The 17736-nt window shown below is 41.3% G+C and carries 13 protein-coding genes; 10 read left to right on the top strand and 3 right to left on the bottom strand.

Annotated elements, in window-relative coordinates:
• Positions 1 to 95: 95 nt before the first annotated feature.
• From AC4II3_RS18470 to AC4II3_RS18515, 10 genes are all read left to right on the top strand, one after another.
• Positions 96 to 944 carry an SAM-dependent methyltransferase gene (locus AC4II3_RS18470; protein WP_488014574.1) on the top strand — a complete coding sequence of 283 codons (849 nt, stop codon included), beginning with the start codon at positions 96 to 98 and terminating at the stop codon, positions 942 to 944.
• A complete protein-coding gene (locus AC4II3_RS18475) occupies positions 944 to 1828 on the top strand; it encodes a tetratricopeptide repeat protein (RefSeq protein ID WP_488014576.1) in 885 nt (294 codons plus the stop codon). The genes AC4II3_RS18470 and AC4II3_RS18475 overlap by 1 nt, the downstream gene beginning before the upstream one ends.
• 66 nt (positions 1829 to 1894) lie before the next feature.
• The gene (locus AC4II3_RS18480; RefSeq protein ID WP_488014578.1) at positions 1895 to 3325 is read left to right on the top strand and encodes a tetratricopeptide repeat protein; all 1431 of its coding nucleotides are present in this window, start codon (positions 1895 to 1897) and stop codon (positions 3323 to 3325) included.
• 39 nt (positions 3326 to 3364) lie between these two features.
• On the top strand, positions 3365 to 3664 hold the full coding sequence (locus tag AC4II3_RS18485; RefSeq protein ID WP_488014580.1) for a hypothetical protein: 300 nt from the start codon (positions 3365 to 3367) through the stop codon (positions 3662 to 3664).
• 193 nt (positions 3665 to 3857) lie between these two features.
• Positions 3858 to 9584 (top strand): AAA family ATPase, encoded by a 5727-nt coding sequence (locus AC4II3_RS18490; protein WP_488014582.1) that lies wholly within the window; start codon positions 3858 to 3860, stop codon positions 9582 to 9584.
• A 196-nt stretch (positions 9585 to 9780) separates the two neighbouring features.
• Positions 9781 to 10032: an AbrB/MazE/SpoVT family DNA-binding domain-containing protein gene (locus AC4II3_RS18495; protein WP_488029406.1), complete on the top strand. Its 252-nt coding sequence runs from the start codon at positions 9781 to 9783 to the stop codon at positions 10030 to 10032.
• 165 nt (positions 10033 to 10197) lie between these two features.
• Entirely contained in the window at positions 10198 to 10425 is a 228-nt protein-coding gene (locus tag AC4II3_RS18500) for a hypothetical protein (RefSeq protein WP_488016746.1), read from the top strand.
• A gap of 55 nt (positions 10426 to 10480) precedes the next feature.
• Complete coding sequence (locus AC4II3_RS18505) at positions 10481 to 10801, top strand: hypothetical protein (protein ID WP_488016744.1); 321 nt, start codon at positions 10481 to 10483, stop codon at positions 10799 to 10801.
• 44 nt (positions 10802 to 10845) lie between these two features.
• Positions 10846 to 11097 carry an AbrB/MazE/SpoVT family DNA-binding domain-containing protein gene (locus AC4II3_RS18510; RefSeq protein ID WP_488029405.1) on the top strand — a complete coding sequence of 84 codons (252 nt, stop codon included), beginning with the start codon at positions 10846 to 10848 and terminating at the stop codon, positions 11095 to 11097.
• Positions 11091 to 11423 carry a type II toxin-antitoxin system PemK/MazF family toxin gene (locus AC4II3_RS18515; RefSeq protein ID WP_488016740.1) on the top strand — a complete coding sequence of 111 codons (333 nt, stop codon included), beginning with the start codon at positions 11091 to 11093 and terminating at the stop codon, positions 11421 to 11423. The genes AC4II3_RS18510 and AC4II3_RS18515 overlap by 7 nt, the downstream gene beginning before the upstream one ends.
• Here the strand turns inward: AC4II3_RS18515 and AC4II3_RS18520 are convergent.
• The 3 genes from AC4II3_RS18520 to AC4II3_RS18530 form a co-directional block, all read right to left on the bottom strand.
• A complete protein-coding gene (locus AC4II3_RS18520; RefSeq protein WP_488016738.1) occupies positions 11397 to 11648 on the bottom strand; it encodes a type II toxin-antitoxin system HicB family antitoxin in 252 nt (83 codons plus the stop codon). The two genes, AC4II3_RS18515 and AC4II3_RS18520, sit on opposite strands and share 27 nt — an antisense overlap.
• Positions 11649 to 11764: 116 nt before the next feature.
• The gene (locus AC4II3_RS18525; protein ID WP_488029404.1) at positions 11765 to 16333 is read right to left on the bottom strand and encodes an NACHT domain-containing protein; all 4569 of its coding nucleotides are present in this window, start codon (positions 16331 to 16333) and stop codon (positions 11765 to 11767) included.
• Between the two features lie 119 nt (positions 16334 to 16452).
• On the bottom strand, positions 16453 to 17736 hold a 1284-nt coding region (locus AC4II3_RS18530; RefSeq protein WP_488015827.1), incomplete at its 5' end, for a sulfate/molybdate ABC transporter ATP-binding protein.

Raw genomic sequence — 17736 nt, forward strand, 5'->3', positions numbered from 1 at the left:
GCTGATAGCTGATAGCTGATAGCTGATAGCTGATAGCTGATAGCTGATAGCTTAATGCTTACCTTCAATGTCTGTGTCTTGTATCTGTTACTCTGATGATGAAAAACTCCGATTCTAAGCTGAAGAGTAAATTGAATTTGGAAACTGGCTCTTTAACAATTGTCGGTACGGGGATTCAATTGGTAAGTCATCTGACCTTGGGGGCGAAAGCCTGGATAGAACAAGCGGACAAGGTTTTATATGCGTTGGCTGACCCAGTAACCGCTAAATGGCTCAAAGAATTGAATGCCACAGCAGAAGCTTTGCCATATAACCGGAAGAATCAATGGCGCAGAGACACTTATCAAGAAATGACCGAAAGGATATTGACAGAAGTTCGTAAGGGGCTGAATGTCTGTGCTGTTTTTTACGGTCATCCTGGGGTTTTTGCCAATCCAGCCCAGGCAGCTATTAAACAGGCACATCGTGAAGGCTTTAGAGCACAGATGCTACCTGGGATTTCTGCGGAAGATTGCTTATTTGCTGACCTTGGTCTCGATCCTGGTCGAAACGGGTGTCAAAGTTTTGAAGCAACGGACTTTTTGATTCGACGGCGTAAATTTGACCCCACTAGCCCCTTGATTTTGTGGCAGATTGCCATGGTTGGCAATCTCGGTTTTTACAAACCGGAGGAACAGTTTCGTCCTCTAACTATATTGACCGAGGTCTTAAAAACACATTATGGAGGTGACCATGAAGTGATTGTTTACGAAGCAGCTGTTTATTATCCAGTTTGCAAACCAGTTATCCAGCGTATTCCTCTGTCCAAGCTACCACAGAGCAGTGTTACTGAGGTTTCAACCCTTTATATTCCGCCTCACGCTCTAGCACCTGTGGACAAAGACATGATGGCGCGCTTAGGTATGTCTTTTGTTAAAGAAGCTACAGGGGAGAAACAGATCTGATGACAGCTTATCAACAAACTGTGTCCAACCTCAAGTTAGCGTCCCCACAGAATCCTGAGAAAGCTAAGGCTCTAGCTCAGCAAGGTGAGGCTGATCGGCTGATGGGAGATTTTGAAGCTGCCCTCGCTAAGTTCACCGATGCCCTTGAGCTAAATTCTAACTACCCTTGGGCTATCGCTCACCGTGGGGAAACCTACTTTGAGATCAAACGTTATCAGGAAGCCCGAACAGATTTTAGCCGCGCTATTGATCTCAACCCTAACTACCTTTGGGCCCTCGCTCACCGGGGCGTAACCTACCGCTTTATGGGGGAAGCATATTACACAATGGCAGTGGCTGACTTGGATCGAGCCATTGAGCTGAAGCCGGATTACCTTTGGGCAATTGCCTATCGTGCCCGAGTTTATGAGCTGATGAAGTGCTACAAAAAAGCCCTGATTGATTTTGACCGTGCTATCGCCTTTGACAAAACCATATTTGTGAAAAATTGGCGGATTGAGAGAGGGTTAATCCTTTGCTACGACGGCCAATATGCTGAGGCGATCGCTTGTTGCCAGCAGAGGTTAGATGAAGTTCCAGATGACACTACAGCTTTGTACTGTATTGCAGTAGCAAAGGCTCGCTGGCAGGGATTGACCCAGGCCAAAAGCGAGATTGAGCGTACGCGGACAGTATTGCTGTCTCAATGGGACACAGGGGATCGAGGAGATATTCTGTACCGACTGAGTGGCTTAGCCATCTTGGTAGGTAGCCGCGAACAAGCATGGGAATATCTACAAGACGCTATTCCTATTAATGATGAAGCCATTGAGTTAGTCGGTCACGACCCAGCTTGGATGGAGTGGCGAGATGACCCGAGAACTAAAACATTACTCGCTAGTTAAGGGTTTGAAACAACAAAGCTCAATAAATTAAGTTTCAAATAACAGTCAAGGAGGAATTTGATACAGATGGATAATAACACTTGGGCTCTTGCTCAAAAAGCAGAAACTCTTCGCTTGTCAGGGGCCTATGAACAGGCGATTGAGATTTTTAAAGAGCTCCAAAGTAAGTATAAATACAATGCTTGGATCAATGCCCACCTAGGAACAACTTACTACCAGTTGATGGATTATGGTAAGGCCGAAAAGTACTTGAAAAAAGCCGTCAAAAAGAATCATAAGTATCTCTGGGCTCATGCACATCTAGGTGAAACCTACCGTCTACGATCAATTACAGAAAATGATAAAGAGCAGAAAAAGGAATCTATTAAATCAGCTATAAGACATTTCAAAACAGCGCTTGCTCATAAAGCACCAGAAAACAGCAACTATGGGTGGGCATTAGCTCACTTGGGAGCAACCTACCGCCTTAAAATAACTCTGGATAAGAAGAAATTAGCCAAGAATGAGATAGATGAACAAAGTAAACAACAAGCTTTGAATTATCTTAACAGAGCGATTGAACTTATCCCCACATATGCCTGGGCTTGGGGTATGCGATCGACAGTTTACAGATTAGCTAAAGAATACGAGGAGTCATTGTGGGATTTGGGAGTAGAAACACAAATATCTCCAGACATGGAGACTTTACAAAACTCTTATTATCCTGTTTCAAGCTTAGTAAGCAGGAGGGTAAGTCTTTATGAACATGCATTTCTGTTTTTTTATATGACGAAGAGAGAAGATAACTCAGAAAAGAAAGAGAGATACTATAGTGGAGCGACCGCTTGTACGCAACAAGTCTTGATCCTGAAGCCAGGGGATTTGATAGGTCAACTCATTCTCAAGGTAATTGAAGGTACACAAAAGAAGGAAGAAGATAAACTTAATCAGAAATTTAGAAAAGAATGCAAAATACTTATTCAAAAAATAGATGCCAAGCTTGCTGAGATATGTAAAGCAGTATTGATATACATGATAAAGGCTGAGCCTAAAACCAAGAAGAAGTTGGAGATGCTGGCGAAGGAAGAATGTATGTCAGGACATAAATTAAAGAAGCTTGTTGATGATGTCCTCAACAATTTTCCCAACAATATTGAACCCAAAAATATTGAACCCAACAATATTGAACCCAACAATCCTGATATCAACAATCCTAAGCTCAACAATCCTAAGATTAAAGCAGAGGCACAATTATGGCTGTGGCAAAACTTTGCATGGGTCGAAGGATCTGCCAGTACTCTTTCCTTCCTTGCTGATTTAAGTCAAATTCTGCGATATTATGATCAACACTATGATGATATAACTGGTGAACCATTGCCTTATCTAGAGCTTTCCTTGATAATCTATGATCAATACGCACTAGAAAGACTTTATCAAACTCCAGCATTGTCAGAAGCAGAACGGGTAAAAACATTGAAGAAATTGTTGCCGTGGAGAAAATCACGACCATTAGCTTAGATTCTTGATTCGTGACTATAAAAATTAGGAGGATATCTGATGAGTAAACTATTTGATTTATTAACCGATTTGGCCCTTGACCCCAAGAAACAAAGTGTTTTCATCAATAACCCCAGTTCCGTAATGGACGAAGTGGGTTTATCTGAAGCAGAGCAGACTGCAATCATCAGCAAAGAATCTACTAAAATTGCAGTACTATTTGCAGACGAACAAGTTCCCCTTGCCTTAACTTTTTGGGATCCCGGTCCAGATCCCTTGCCAGATCCAGACCCTTTTCCTATGCCAGATCCAGAGCCTGATCCATCAGAAGAAGAAGAAGAAGCTGCATCGCTTTTGTAAAGGTGCCCATTCCACCCACCGGGTCAAACAGCTTTTAGGAGATGCACCCCACCTAACCTAACGGTTAGGTGGGGTGTTTGACTTTAAATCACTCATAACTTTGTACACTTGGGAAAATGGATTATTATTTTATCAGCTCAAACCGAACTGGTTGCGGTTTTTTATCATAAAAACTCCTTGAAAGCAGGTAAGTATGCGCGATTTATCAGGTTACCAAGTTACGGAAAAACTCCATGAGAGCACCAACTCATTAGTCTATCGCGGACATCGGCGAGCAGATCACCAACCTGTTATCCTTAAAATGCTCAAACAGGCTTATCCTTCCCCTGAAAGCATTGCTTGGTTCAAGCGAGAGTATGAAACAACCCAAACTATTAACCTACCCGGTGTAATCGATGTTTACAGCTGGGAAAACCTAGAAACTAACTGGGTCATGGTGTTAGAAGATTTTGGCGGCGAATCTCTCAATCGGATCATTCCGAAGCAGGAATTCACCATTGCTGAGTTTCTCCACCTGGCCATTGAGATTGTTGACATTCTCGGTCAGGTTCACCAGCAGCATATTATTCACAAAGATATTAACCCATCAAATATTATCTTAAATCAGAATACTGGTAAGCTTAAGCTCATTGATTTTGGTATTTCAACCACACTGTCCCGAGAAATCTCAACCTTTCGCAACCCGAATGTATTAGAAGGAACTCTAGCTTATATTTCCCCAGAACAAACGGGTCGCATGAATCGAGCAATCGATTACCGCACTGATTTTTACTCCCTGGGGGTGACCTTTTATGAATTGCTGACGGGACAGTTACCCTTCCCCAGCAATGATGTTTTGGAATTAGTCCATTGTCATATTGCTAAACAACCGACACCACCACAGGAACTGAAACCAGAGATTCCAGCAATTATTTCGGCGCTCCTGTTGAAATTGATGGCGAAAAATGCTGAAGAACGCTATCTATCAGCCTATAGGATCAAGGCAGATTTAGAAGACTGTCTCAGACAGTGGCAAACCAAAGGGCAAATTGATGCTTTCGTGATCGATCAGCACAATGTTTCCGATCAATTTCAAATACCACAAAAACTGTATGGGCGAGAACAGGAGATTTCTACCCTATTAGCTGCCTTTGAACGAGTCAGCCAAGGAGCTAGTGAAATGATGCTGGTTTCGGGGTATTCTGGTATTGGCAAGTCCGTATTAATACAGGAAGTATATAAGCCACTGACTCGCCAACATGGCTATTTTATTTCTGGTAAGTTTGACCAGTTTCAACGAAATATTCCTTACGCTTCCTTAATTCAGGCATTTCGGTCATTAGTACAACAGTTACTCACCGAAAGTGAGCAAGAGATTCAAAATTGGCGAGAGAAGCTGCAAGGGGAATTAGGGGAAAATGCACAGGTCATCATTGAAGTCATTCCTGAAGTAGAACTGATTATTGGTCCACAACCACCTGTCCCAGAGCTTCCGCCAACAGAACTCCAGAATCGCTTTAATTTTGTTTTTCAAAAATTTATTAAGATATTCTCTCAACCCGAACATCCGTTAGTCATTTTCTTAGACGACTTACAGTGGGCAGATAGAGCTTCCCTGGAATTAATTCAACTGCTGATGACAGCAGCAGATAATAAATATCTGTTCCTCATTGGGGCATATCGGGATAATGAAGTCAATGAGGCACATCCGTTGACTCAAAGCTTGGAACAGCTTGAAAAAGCAAGAGTAACAATTAAGAGAATACTACTTCTCCCCTTAGCCTTAACTGATGTTACCCAACTTATCGTTGATAGCTTTTTCGGAGATTCAATAACTGCTAAACCCCTTGCCCAATTAATACATGAAAAAACTGGTGGAAATCCGTTCTTCATCAATGAGTTTCTAAAATCTATGTATTCTGAAGGCTGGTTGTATTTTAACTACAGCTTTGAAAAATGGCAGTGGGATATAGAGCAAATAAAAGCGCAACCCCTTACATATAATGTGGTAGAGTTGATGACTAAAAAAGTTAAATACTTACCCACAAAAACTCAAGCCTTATTAAAATTAGCAGCTTGCATAGGGAACCAGTTTGATCTGAAAACACTGGCAGTGATATCTGAAAAATCTATACAGGAAACTGCAACGGATTTACGGTCAGCACTCCAATCTGGTCTAATTGTACCCCTTAGCTATGCCTACCAGTTGGTGGAACTTGATATCGAAGGGTTGTCAAATCAGTTAGTTGTAGAATACAAATTTGCCCACGACCGCATCCAACAAGCAGTTTACTCCCTCATTCCCAAAGTAGATACCCAAGCAGTACATCTGGGTATTGGCAAGTTGTTACTGCAAAATACATCCTCTGAAGAATCTGAACAGAAGCTGTTTAAAATTGTTAACCATTTGAACAAAGGTCGGGAGCTAATTGAGGGACAAACAGAGCAAGATGAGTTAGCTCGATTAAATCTGCGGGCAGGGAAAAAAGCCAAATCTTCAGCTGCTCGTCAACCTGCTTTGAATTATCTCCAGACCGGCTTAAGTTTGTTAAGTAAAGAAAGTTGGTCGCACCAGTATAACCTCAGCTTAGATTTATATGTGGAAGCAGCAGAAGCAGCTTATACAATTGCCAACTACGACCAAATGGAGCCCTTGACTGAGATAGTCTTGCAAAACGCCCAAACACTGCTAGACAAAGTCAAAGTCTATGAAGTCAAAATGCAAGCTTATTCTGCTCAAAGAAAATTTATAGAAGCAGTCAAAACTGGGCTAGACGTTCTGAAATTACTTGGGATCGAATTACCCGAACAATCCAGCCAATCTGATCTGACGGCAGAGATAGAGCAGATCAAGTCTGCCTTAGGGGGCAGGCAAGCCCAGCAGCTAATCGACTTACCCCAAATGACCGATCCGTATAAACTAGCAGCTATGCGGATTATGAGCTACTTGTTGAGCTCTGCATACGTAGCAATGAATCAACTCAGCTTGGTAATTTGGTGCCGACAGGTGAATTTATCGATTCAGTTTGGTAATTCTCCTGATTCTGCTTTTCCCTATGCCGGTTACGGGCATATCCTCTGCTTATTAGGGGAGCTTGAGGCTGGCTATCAGTTTGGTCAACTTGCTTTGAAGTTACTAGAACGATTCAAAGATAACATATTCAAAGCAAGAATTTATGCAATATATAAGCTATATCTCAAGCATTGGAAGGAACCGCTCAGGGACACATCATCTGTTGCCATGGAAGCTTATCAAAGTGCTATAGAAACTGGAGATCTTGAATATGCTGCTAGTGCTACGGGTAGCTATGCCGGTGCTTTGTACCTAAGTGGTGTGGAACTAATATATGCGAAGAAAGAGACGGCTAAAGCAATTGCAACTACTATTCAAACTCAGCAGGAAGCTTACCTTAATTGGACTCAAATCTGTATGCAGGCTATCCTTAACTTGATGGGAGAAGCAGAAAATCCCTGCCGTTTGATTGGTGAAGCATATGATGAAGAAAAGATGATAGCAGTCCATCTTGCCAGTGGAGATAGAACTGGGATGATGCATGTGTATTTACATAAACTCACTCTGTGTTATCTTTTCCAGGAATTTCAGCAAGCGGTTGAATATGCCGACCAGTTTGAAGACTATGCTGCTAATGCTGGCTCATCATTCATCCTTACCACTGTCTACTTCTATGATGCCTTGGCTCGGCTAGCATTTTATCCTGATGCTTCAGAGACTGAAAGAGCAGAAATTTTGACCAAGGTTGCTGCTAAACAAGAAAAAATGGAACTCTGGGCAAAGCAAGCTCCGATGAATTTTCTGCACAAATTTTATTTAGTCGAAGCTGAACGATCCCGAGTTTTAGGCAAAGATAGCGAAGCTAGAGACTATTACGACCGCGCTATTACCTTAGCCCATAAAAACGACTATCTCAACGACGAAGCCCTAGCTTATGAACTCGCAGGAAAATTCTATTTAGCTAGAAACCAAAACCATGTTGCTCGCTACTACCTACAAGATGCCCACTATACTTATCAAGGCTGGGGAGCTGTGGCTAAGGTAAAGGATTTGGAAGCTCGATACCCACAATTTTTGGCTACAGTTTCAACAAATAGTATTAAAACTAGCTTAAATCCGTCAATTACCGACTCAGGTAAAACTACATCCGGTGTTTTGGATATCAATAGCATTCTCAAAGCATCGCAAACTATTTCTGGGGAAATTATCCCAGACAAGTTGCTGGAAAAGTTAATGAAAATCCTGATTGAGAATGCTGGGGCTCAAAAAGGTTTTCTGATACTGGATAAAGACGGTGATTGGGTAATTGAAGCTGAAGGAACAGTGGATTCTGATCAGGTGACTACACTGCAATCCCTGCCAGTAGACTCTGTGGATGCTGCTAGTCAAACCGCGATGTTGTCAGTCTCTATCATCAATTATGTGGCTCGCACCCAGGAAAATTTAGTCTTAAGTGATGCTGCTAATCAAGGACAATTTACTCGTGACCCCTACATTGTTGCCACTCAACCCAAATCGATTATCTGTAGTCCTTTATTAAATCAAGCAAAACTAAGCGGTATTTTATATTTAGAAAATAATTTAACCACAGACGCATTTACCAGCGATCGCATTGAAGTTTTAAGAATGCTTTCTGCTCAAGCTGCTATCTCTATTGAAAATGCTCGTCTGTATGGACAGTTAGAAGACTATAACCGCAATCTAGAGCTTAAAGTAGAAGAGCGCACTCAAGAACTATCTCAAACTTTGGACGTTCTCAAAGCTACTCAAGCGGAACTAATATTTGAAAACGAGTTACTGAAGAGTGACGAACAAGCGTCGAATTTTGATTATCAAGTGGGGGGAAGTTTACCGATGGATGCTCCCACTTATGTGGTGCGTTCTGCTGACAGAACTCTCTACAAAGCTTTAAAGCAAGGGGAGTTTTGTTATATTCTCAATCCCCGCCAGATGGGCAAGTCAAGCCTGATGGTACGTATGATTAACCACCTGAACAATGAGGGGATTAGCTGCGCAGCGATCGACCTGACTCGGATTGGCAGCGAAAATGTTACCCCTGACCAATGGTATAAGGGATTGGCAGTAGAGCTATGGCGAAGTTTTGGTTTACTAAGAAAGGTGAATTTAAAAAAGTGGTGGAATGAACGAGCAGATATTTCTACGGTTCAGCGGTTGAGTCAATTTATAGAAGAAGTCTTGCTAGATGAACTTGAGCAACCAGATAACAGTTTACCGAATAAACGGGTAGTTTTTATCGATGAAGTTGATAGCGTCTTGGGCTTGAATTTTCCAGTTAATGACTTTTTTGCTCTGATTCGCTCCTGCTATAATCAGCGTACTATCAATCGAGACTATGGCAATTTAACCTTTGCTCTCTTTGGGGTTGCTACTCCCTCTGGCTTAATTACAGACCACCAAAGAACCCCCTTTAATATTGGTCAGGCGATTCAACTGGAGGGCTTTAAAGAGCATGAAGCCCAACCTTTGCTTCAAGGATTAGCAGAGAAAGTGAGCAATCCTCAAACACTGCTCAAAGAACTGTTAGCATGGACGAGTGGTCAGCCTTTTTTGACCCAAAAGATCTGTCAATTCATCCGCAGTACTTCATCTGCTATCCCTACCAACGACGAAGCTGAATGGATTGAAAATTTGGTGCGAACCAAGGTGATAGAAAATTGGGAATCCCAGGATGAACCGGAGCATTTGAGAACTATACGCGATCGCATCCTGGAGAGTAAACAATCTGTAGGGCTACTGGAGATATATCGACAAATTGTGGAGCAGGGAGAAGTGGTGGCTGTTGACAGTCCAGAGGAAAAGGAATTGCTGTTGTCTGGGTTAGTGGTGAAGCAACAGGGATGTCTGAGAGTCAATAACCGGATTTATGAATCGATCTTTGACCGCAGTTGGGTTGAGGAGCATGTTTAAGTGGGATATTGGATCTTCATTAAAATAGTAAAGGGAATAGGGAATAGGGAGTAGGGAGTAGGGAGTAGGGAGTAGGGAGTAGGAAACAGGGGACAAAAATTATCACTCACAATTCATTTAGGTACACTATAAAGAGATTATTAATTATTAGTGCTAAGATATTAATTACCAATAAGTTTATCTATTAATTAAGCTGATGAAAGCGGCAATTGTACGTATTGGAGATTCCCAAGGAATTAGAATTCCTCAAGCAATTATTGAAGAATGTGGTTTAGCCAATGTAGTTGAAATAACAGTAGAAGATGGGAAGGTAATCATTTCGCCAGTATCCCACTCTCGTCAAGGATGGGAAGAAGCGTTTAAAGAAATGGCAGAAAATGGTGATGATGAATTATTAATTGATGATCGAATTAAAAATTATTGGGATGAAGAGGATTGGAAATGGTAGCGATTCCCAAGCCAAAAGATAGTGTTGGGTTTCCTTGCTTCAACCCAACCGAGAAGAGAATGCGTTCGCGTAGCGACTCCAACTTCGATCTTCGATTCGGCCCAAGCGTGTAAGTATTCAACCCGATAGAATTGAATCTACTGACCAAAGCTCTGTGTTAAGCCAATGACAACTTCCCTTGAAGAAGCCCTCAATACCGTCAGTCAACTGCCTCCTGAACAGCAGGCTATGCTGGTTAAAATTATCCAAAACCGTCTGATCGAATCCCGTCGTCAAGAAATTGCTGAGGATGCCAAAGAATCGATTACTATATTTCAACAGGGCAAGTTACGACCTCAGTCAGCAGAGACTGTAATTTCTCAATTGCAAAAGGTTCTTGAAGAAAACCCATGAGGTCTAGAAAATTGTAAGATTGAAATAAGGCAACAGTACCATGGAGTAAAACGTGATGTTGAATGTCAGTCTGGATCAAGAGGCAGAACAGTATTTAGTTGAAATTTTAAGTCAGGAAAAAACAACTAGCAGTGAGTTGATCAAAAAATTGCTGCGGGATTATCGCCAAAATTTTCAATCCCAAAAATCGGTTTTAGAACGAATGGGAGGAATGCCTAAACATTTGCTATCGGTGGGTAATCTATCTGATCGGGATACTCGTAGAGCAAAGGGAACAGGGAACAGGGAACAGGGAACAGGGAACAGGGAACAGGGAGTAGGGAGTAGGAAACAGGGGACAGGGGACAGGGGACAAAAATTATCACAATTGATTTAGGATTGCTATAAAATAGGAATTATCCATCAAAAGTAATTAAGCTGATGAAAGCGGCAATTGTACGTATTGGAGATTCCCAAGGAATTAGAATTCCTCAAGCAATTATTGAAGAATGTGGTTTAGCCAATGTAGTTGAAATAACAGTAGAAGATGGGAAGGTAATCATTTCGCCAGTATCCCACTCTCGTCAAGGATGGGAAGAAGCGTTTAAAGAAATGGCAGAAAATGGTGATGATGAATTATTAATTGATGATCGGATTAAAAATTCTTGGGATGAAGAGGATTGGAAATGGTAGCGATTCCCAAGCAATTTGAGGTGTATTTGGTTTGTCTTGATCCCACCATTGGTTCTGAAATTCAGAAGACTCGCCCTTGCGTGATTATATCTCCTAATGAGATGAATCAGTATATCAAGACAGTGATTATTGCACCAATGACAACAGCGAAGCGAAATTATCCCACACGAGTTAATTTAACTTTTAAAGGAAAAGAAGCACAAGTCGTTTTAGATCAAATTCGGACGATTGATAAGAGTCGCTTAATTAATAAGCTAGGAAAGCTTCCTGAAGAGATTGGTAATCAGGTACTTGATACTTTAGTGGAAATGTTTTCTAGGGATTAGCAAAGATATCGAGCCGATTGCGATCGCATAAGCGCGGAAGCTTCGCTTCATCGCGTAGCGGCTCCTACCGAGCATCGCTTCTTCCAAACAGTCCGCTGCTTCAGCCAAGGCTTGTTCCATGGAATCTCCCTGAGTAATGGCTTCTGGCAGATCCTTGAAAGTTACCACAAACCGGCCATCCGACTCGTCAGGGGTAAATGTAGCCGGGAATGAAAATCGACTCATAGTAATGGCATGGTTAAATCTCATCTTCCTGTAGACCAAGCTACAAAATTTGCGATCGCGTAGCGGCTCCATTCGCGTAGCGTGGCCCAAAGGCCAAGGAGCATCGCACTAAGTAACTAGAGAATTCTACTACCTTCAAAATCCTCTAGTGCTTTATCCAAGAAATAGACTTCTAATTGAGCCATCTGATCAATTAAATCAAGGCATTTTGACTGTAACTCATCCTTACTTTGACTGTAAAGTTTCACCAGTAATTTGCTAACTGAGTCGGTGTGTCCCCTAAAGAGTCTACCACTACTAGCATTCTCGGCAGCAAGGTCTTGAATGAAGCGATTGCAGATAGTATAAGTAACTTCGGGAAGCTTTGCTGTGGTCTTTTCTAATGCCCCAAGTAAATTATCGAAGCCATTGGCAAAAGCAGGACTATCAACAAATTTCTTAATCAAATCCTGATATTCACCTAGTTCTTCTCCTTGAAAGTGATAAAACCACATGGCGGCTTGAGAGTGAACCTCTTGATCAGAATCATGGAAAAGTTGGACTAGCGCATCCTCACAAAATTTCCTCAAGTGTGCTTGACTAAGGTTGGAAGCAAATACCTGAGCAGCCGCTTTTTTATGTACTTTCGTACCAGATAAGCAAAGTTCAGCTAGCCAGCCCGCTTCTTCTGTACGAAGAGATTCCACACAAGCTCGTTTAGCACCAATTTCTGCTACTTTCGGTAATTCTGACATAATCATTCTTTCCAGAATTGATGCCAACTCTTCAAAATAATTTTGTAGAGCGTAGTACAGAAAATTATCAACGGTAACTGTTCCTAATAGAGCATCTTCAGTATTACAGAGTCGCTGAAATAATTGAACAGCTAAGTCACGGTCATAATTTAGCATTAACATTAGAGCTTCAGCAGCACATGCTCTAACCGCAATAGAAGAATCTTCTACTATCTTATCTAATGGTTCTTGAAAAGAATAGGCTCGATTTTTGTCAGTAGAAATAAGCTTGGCGATCGCTACAACAGCACTACCTCTTGTAGAGTTCATACCAGCATTGAGAACATCACCATCGTACTCAACATCTCCACTCTGAGTGTTAGTACGCCACAACTCTTGCTCTGGCTCAGGATCTTCTAAGGCATACCAAGTTAAAATCTCTAAGGCTTCTTGAGGCCAAGGTATATCAGCTAATTTTCCAATTAAGTCAGATATCCAACGACCACAAGGGCGATTAGGTAATCGGTGACAACGCTGGCAAACACGAAGCGCACTGTCAACATCTAAACCTACTTCAGCAATTCCTCGCAACACCCCATTAAAGTATTCTAAATTTGTATTATCTGGAAATCTCTCTATCAGTTTAACAAAGCGTAATGGTTCCTTTTTAACTTGGTTTTCCAATAGTCTTGAGAATTCCCTTGCTGAACCTACAAATTTTCCATCACGCTCAAACCAAGAGAACCTCTCACTAGTATTATATTTAGCAATAGCACTTAGCAATTGTTCATCTGTCATTTTTTCAATGGCATTTTGAGGTATGGGAGAGCCGATAAATCCAGATCCAAATACACTTGGTTTAAGGGGTTCAATCTCACCAAACTTCCTTCTCCACTCCTCCAAACGAAGATTGCTTTCTTTCGTGAGTCGAGAGGAAGCAATAGCATCTAACAAAAATAACTGTGAATAGCCTCGATCCCTACGACCGATAGCACTTTTTTCCCCGTCGGAATAGTAATTAATAATCAGATATTCTAGTTTTCTGAGCTTTTCTTCAGAGCAATATTGAGTAGTTTCCTTTAGTAGTTCACAAATCACCGATAAACGATCATTATCAAGTGAATATCCTGTTGTGAGTATTCCTGGTTGTTCACAGATTAAATCAATAGCTTTATCAGCAAATCTCTCTCCGTTAGACGTGTAAGCGCGAATCAATAGGAACTGGATTGTTTCAAACTTAGATGTACCAAGTTGTTGTTTTACCAACCTAGCGAAATCTTCAGGATCCTTAGTAGCTAAATCAGACAGTGCTACCTCCATCTGCTTTAACAAAGTCCCCTGAATATTAATCGGCTTGTAGCTTGTGCTATAACTCCGGTAATACCAAACCGGAGTTATAGCACAAGGTGGATTATTTTCTGGTTTAGCAGTTAACTCCATCACGCGAAACATCCAGGGAAGTATATGTTTAATATATGCTTTTGGAGCTTTTTGGGAGCTCTTAACTAAAATCTCGTCATAATAGCCACTTTCTGGAATAAGACAATCATTATCCTTAGATAGATTAGGTTTTCCAGCTGCTATCCTCAAATCTAGATAGTGATTAAGATAGCAACTGATTGCTTGGCAAGCCCAATCAGGACGGTTTTCAGGTAAAGAATATATTATACTCCAGAACTCACGAGTATAATTATCACGTACCTCTGGTTGGTCAAAAATACCTTGATTAATTAGTCGCAAAAATAGCTTAAAGAAACGCTCTCCAATACCCAGTTTAGATCTTTGCACCAGACGGTAAAATCGATTATCCCATGCTTGTGATACACTGACATAAGGCTCTAGTAATTCAGCTACCCTATCTGGTATTTCCCTCTGCCTAATCGACAGTAGTGCGATCGCGTGATCAATACGTTCATCACTATCATCCTTCAACCACTGTTCTATTATTCCGAGTTCATCCAAGAGTTGAAACCAAGGAAGAGATCTATTCAGAGTGTACCATAGATGTTGTGAAATAGAGGTGTTTGATGCAGTAGTTGATTCACTGATTAAAGGCTCAATAACTCGCCATTCTTCTTCTTGAGGATTAGACAGTGTAGCTAGCCAAGCTAACACTACTTGCTTAATATGAAAACGGATATCAGATCTTGTTATTAATTGCCTAAGAGAATCTAGGTATTGGTCAAAATCATAATCACGTTGATGGAGCAAAATTTGCCGAACCTGGGCGCGTCGAAATAAATGTTGTTCACTGGCTAGTAAAAATTCCAACAAATCTTGACCACGCCCTGAAAAACGTCGAGCAAAAGCATAGTCAAAAAAACCTTCATGAAAAAATCTTAAACGTTTACCGTCGCTAATTAAGACATGTTCAGATACCATGGCATTAGCATCATCACGATAATCGTCAACAATGGTTTCGGGCGCTGATAAACTTTGCTGTTGCTTATTGCTCATGTAATCGCAAAGAGTATCTATCACTTCTGTCCATTGAACACTGCTAACACCAAGAAGACGTTCCTTGACCTGTTGTCGCTTATATTTCCAAAACTGGTCGTATAGTTCCTTACTCGTTGTAAATTTTAAAATATCTTTGCTTGAATCCTTTGCTACTGCTGCTAGTAAACTTAGATGTAAGGGAACAGACAATAGCTTTAGCTGGTTTTGACTTAGCGTTGCTGCCTTCAAATCTAACTTAGTAACAACGTCTTTGACCTCTGAATCAGGGAGACACTTAATTTCTACAGTTTCAACCAGGCCATGTTCACCAGTCAAACGCTGAATTCTGTTGTCATTGTCTAAATCAAATTTGCGGCAAGCGATTAATAGGCGTATGTTAGGATGAGCTTTAGTCTGCTCGATGATTTGATTAACACAATCAAAGAACTGAGAATTACGACCAGAAGCCAAACTAACTGCATCAAGTTGGTCGATTACCAAGATACAATTTCGTTTTTGTGCAATATTAGCTAGGACAATTGCTGGAGAAGCTGGTAGCTCTAATTGCTTACCAATATGGTCAGGATGAACTACAGGATTGAGGTTATCTACACGAAAAGCTAAGAATAGCTTACCGTTACTTTTCAGTTCTTGCAGTATTTGGTAAATTACACCACTCTTACCCATTCCTGCTTCACCTACTAGCAAAACTCCGCCCTTGCCATCCGTAGCAGTAAGTTTGTTTAGAGCAAGTTGTGCTTCAGTGCGTGGAATAACTTGACCAGGGATCGCTATATCCTGAAGTGGAGATAAGTAAAGATGATTGGCTTTTTCAACAGCAGCTAAAACATGATTATCTTTTGCCCAGTCACGACGGCGATAACCTTCTTTCTCTAGATCATGCCAAATATCTTGCGCTGTTAACTCGTGATGAATGTTATTGTCTGCTAATTCAGTTAGTTGGAGTCTGATCTTGTTGGTATCACCTTCAACTAGTGCAGCTAGTCGGCTTTCAATAGCCTTGACAATAAAATTTTCACCAACTGTTTCAATCTCAATGCTTTTAAGAGCTTGGTAAGCTTCTTCCTTAGAACAATTTTCCCATTTCTGACTTAGGTTATCTAAATTTTTAGATAATTTCTTGCTAAGAAAATTATTCTCAAACTCTACAAATGAAGTAGCGCTTCTTGACCTATCAGCAAGTTCCCGTAACTCATCGGCATCTTGGGTAGAAACAAAAACACAAAATATATCTGGATTCTTAAGATGCTTCCAAAAGTGTGACAAAACATGAATTTTCTTGCCTTCTAAAGCACTTATTGTCCAACGTCCACCTCCACTTGTTTGTCGTTTAACCTGGTGATACTCAAATCTTTCCTTGCGGCGTAGCCAAAATTCAATACCATCTATACCTGGCGGTTCGAGACGAATAGAATCAGCCTTTTCGTCCATGACATCCACCATGCAAAACACAGTCCAATGACCTTCATAGATATTACCAAGTTTATCAGCTGCTCCACCAGGTAAAGGCATAAATCTCTATTTATTCAAGACTACAGGTAAGGGAATTTTTATTAAAGTTAGGCACCAGGCACCATGCCTCTATTATAGCAAATTTCATTACTAACCCGTAGTCTGAAAAACGATTTTGTTCAACTCTCCATCAAAATCAACCTCAAAGCATCTAACTGCACATACCATGGCTCAGGCCAAGCTTTAATCTGATGCCATTTTTCCTTGAAAACTTCAGCTTGGAGATGGTATTGCTGAGGATTCCTAGAAGGAGTATATAAACTCAGATAAAGTGTAACTCGGTGCTGGGTTTCACTCATCGTCACCAGCCAACAGGGAAAGGTATTGTTGTGATTTGGCTCATTTAGAAATATCAAATGATGGGCACGGATGCCAACATAGGCTAAAGATTTCCTAATCGGTTCCACAACTGAGAGACTACAGTTCCAGTCCAGGGCTTGAATTTTTTTGTCGTCAATAATTTCAACCCGAGAAAAGTTTTTACACTCCGTTAATTGTGCTACCCTAAAGCTAGGAGGATGCTCAAAAATAGCTTCTTTAGAGCCAGAAGCAATAACCTTTCCTTCAGAAAGAACTAACAGATTACCACAAACCCGGTAAGCTTCCTCTAATTTATGGGTAACGAAAAGAGTCGCTCCTTGATAGGTAGAGAAAATTTCAGTTAGTAGCATTTCTATTTGATTCCGGAGATAGGTATGAAGGGCTGAAAGGGGCTCATCTAAAAGTAACGCTTCTGGTGCGATCGCTATTGCTCTTGCCAAGGCTACCCGCTGCTGCTGTCCCCCAGAAAGTTCGTGAGGATAGCGCTTTTCCAGTCCTTGTAAATGCATCAGTTCAATATATTTCCATACCTGTTCATTCCTTTGGGCTTTCGGCAATTCCTGCAAGCCAAAGCCGATGTTTTGAACTACATTCATGTGGGGAAACAGGGCATAGTTTTGAAACACAAAACCAATGCGACGTTGGTGAGGAGGAAGATTAATACCCTGTTTGGAATCAAACAAAACTCTTCCGTTCAAGACAATGCGGCCTTGAGTGGGTGTAGCCAAACCAGCAATACACCGTAGGGTCATACTTTTACCAGAACCAGAAGCCCCTAAGATTCCTAAGGGCTTACCATTAGCAGTAAATTTAGCATCTAGGGTAAAGCTAGAGGTTAGCTCTTTTCGTAAGTCTACTAAAAGTCCTTGACTTGGTTCTATGTTAGATTTTGTCCCTGCTCCCTGCTCTTTTCTCCCCTTAATAAGGGAAGCTCTAGTCCCCCCCTTATTAAGGGGGGTTAGGGGGGATCCCTTACTTACTTCTATGTTAGATTTTGTCCCTATTCCCTGTTCTTTTCCCCCCTGATTAAGGGAAGCTCTAGTCCCCCCCTTATTAAGGGGGGTTAGGGGGGATCCCTTACT

It is taken from the genome of Moorena sp., from assembly GCF_982860115.1.

Bases quoted from the DNA above. Each gene is read 5' to 3' on its own strand.
- AC4II3_RS18505 (WP_488016744.1), top strand. From the start codon at position 10,481: ATGTTGAATGTCAGTCTGGATCAAGAGGCAGAACAGTATTTAGTTGAA.
- AC4II3_RS18510 (WP_488029405.1), top strand. From the start codon at position 10,846: ATGAAAGCGGCAATTGTACGTATTGGAGATTCCCAAGGAATTAGAATT.
- AC4II3_RS18515 (WP_488016740.1), top strand. From the start codon at position 11,091: ATGGTAGCGATTCCCAAGCAATTTGAGGTGTATTTGGTTTGTCTTGAT.
- AC4II3_RS18485 (WP_488014580.1), top strand. From the start codon at position 3,365: ATGAGTAAACTATTTGATTTATTAACCGATTTGGCCCTTGACCCCAAG.
- AC4II3_RS18470 (WP_488014574.1), top strand. From the start codon at position 96: ATGATGAAAAACTCCGATTCTAAGCTGAAGAGTAAATTGAATTTGGAA.
- AC4II3_RS18475 (WP_488014576.1), top strand. From the start codon at position 944: ATGACAGCTTATCAACAAACTGTGTCCAACCTCAAGTTAGCGTCCCCA.
- AC4II3_RS18480 (WP_488014578.1), top strand. From the start codon at position 1,895: ATGGATAATAACACTTGGGCTCTTGCTCAAAAAGCAGAAACTCTTCGC.
- AC4II3_RS18520 (WP_488016738.1), bottom strand. From the start codon at position 11,648: ATGAGTCGATTTTCATTCCCGGCTACATTTACCCCTGACGAGTCGGAT.
- AC4II3_RS18490 (WP_488014582.1), top strand. From the start codon at position 3,858: ATGCGCGATTTATCAGGTTACCAAGTTACGGAAAAACTCCATGAGAGC.
- AC4II3_RS18495 (WP_488029406.1), top strand. From the start codon at position 9,781: ATGAAAGCGGCAATTGTACGTATTGGAGATTCCCAAGGAATTAGAATT.
- AC4II3_RS18500 (WP_488016746.1), top strand. From the start codon at position 10,198: ATGACAACTTCCCTTGAAGAAGCCCTCAATACCGTCAGTCAACTGCCT.
- AC4II3_RS18525 (WP_488029404.1), bottom strand. From the start codon at position 16,333: ATGCCTTTACCTGGTGGAGCAGCTGATAAACTTGGTAATATCTATGAA.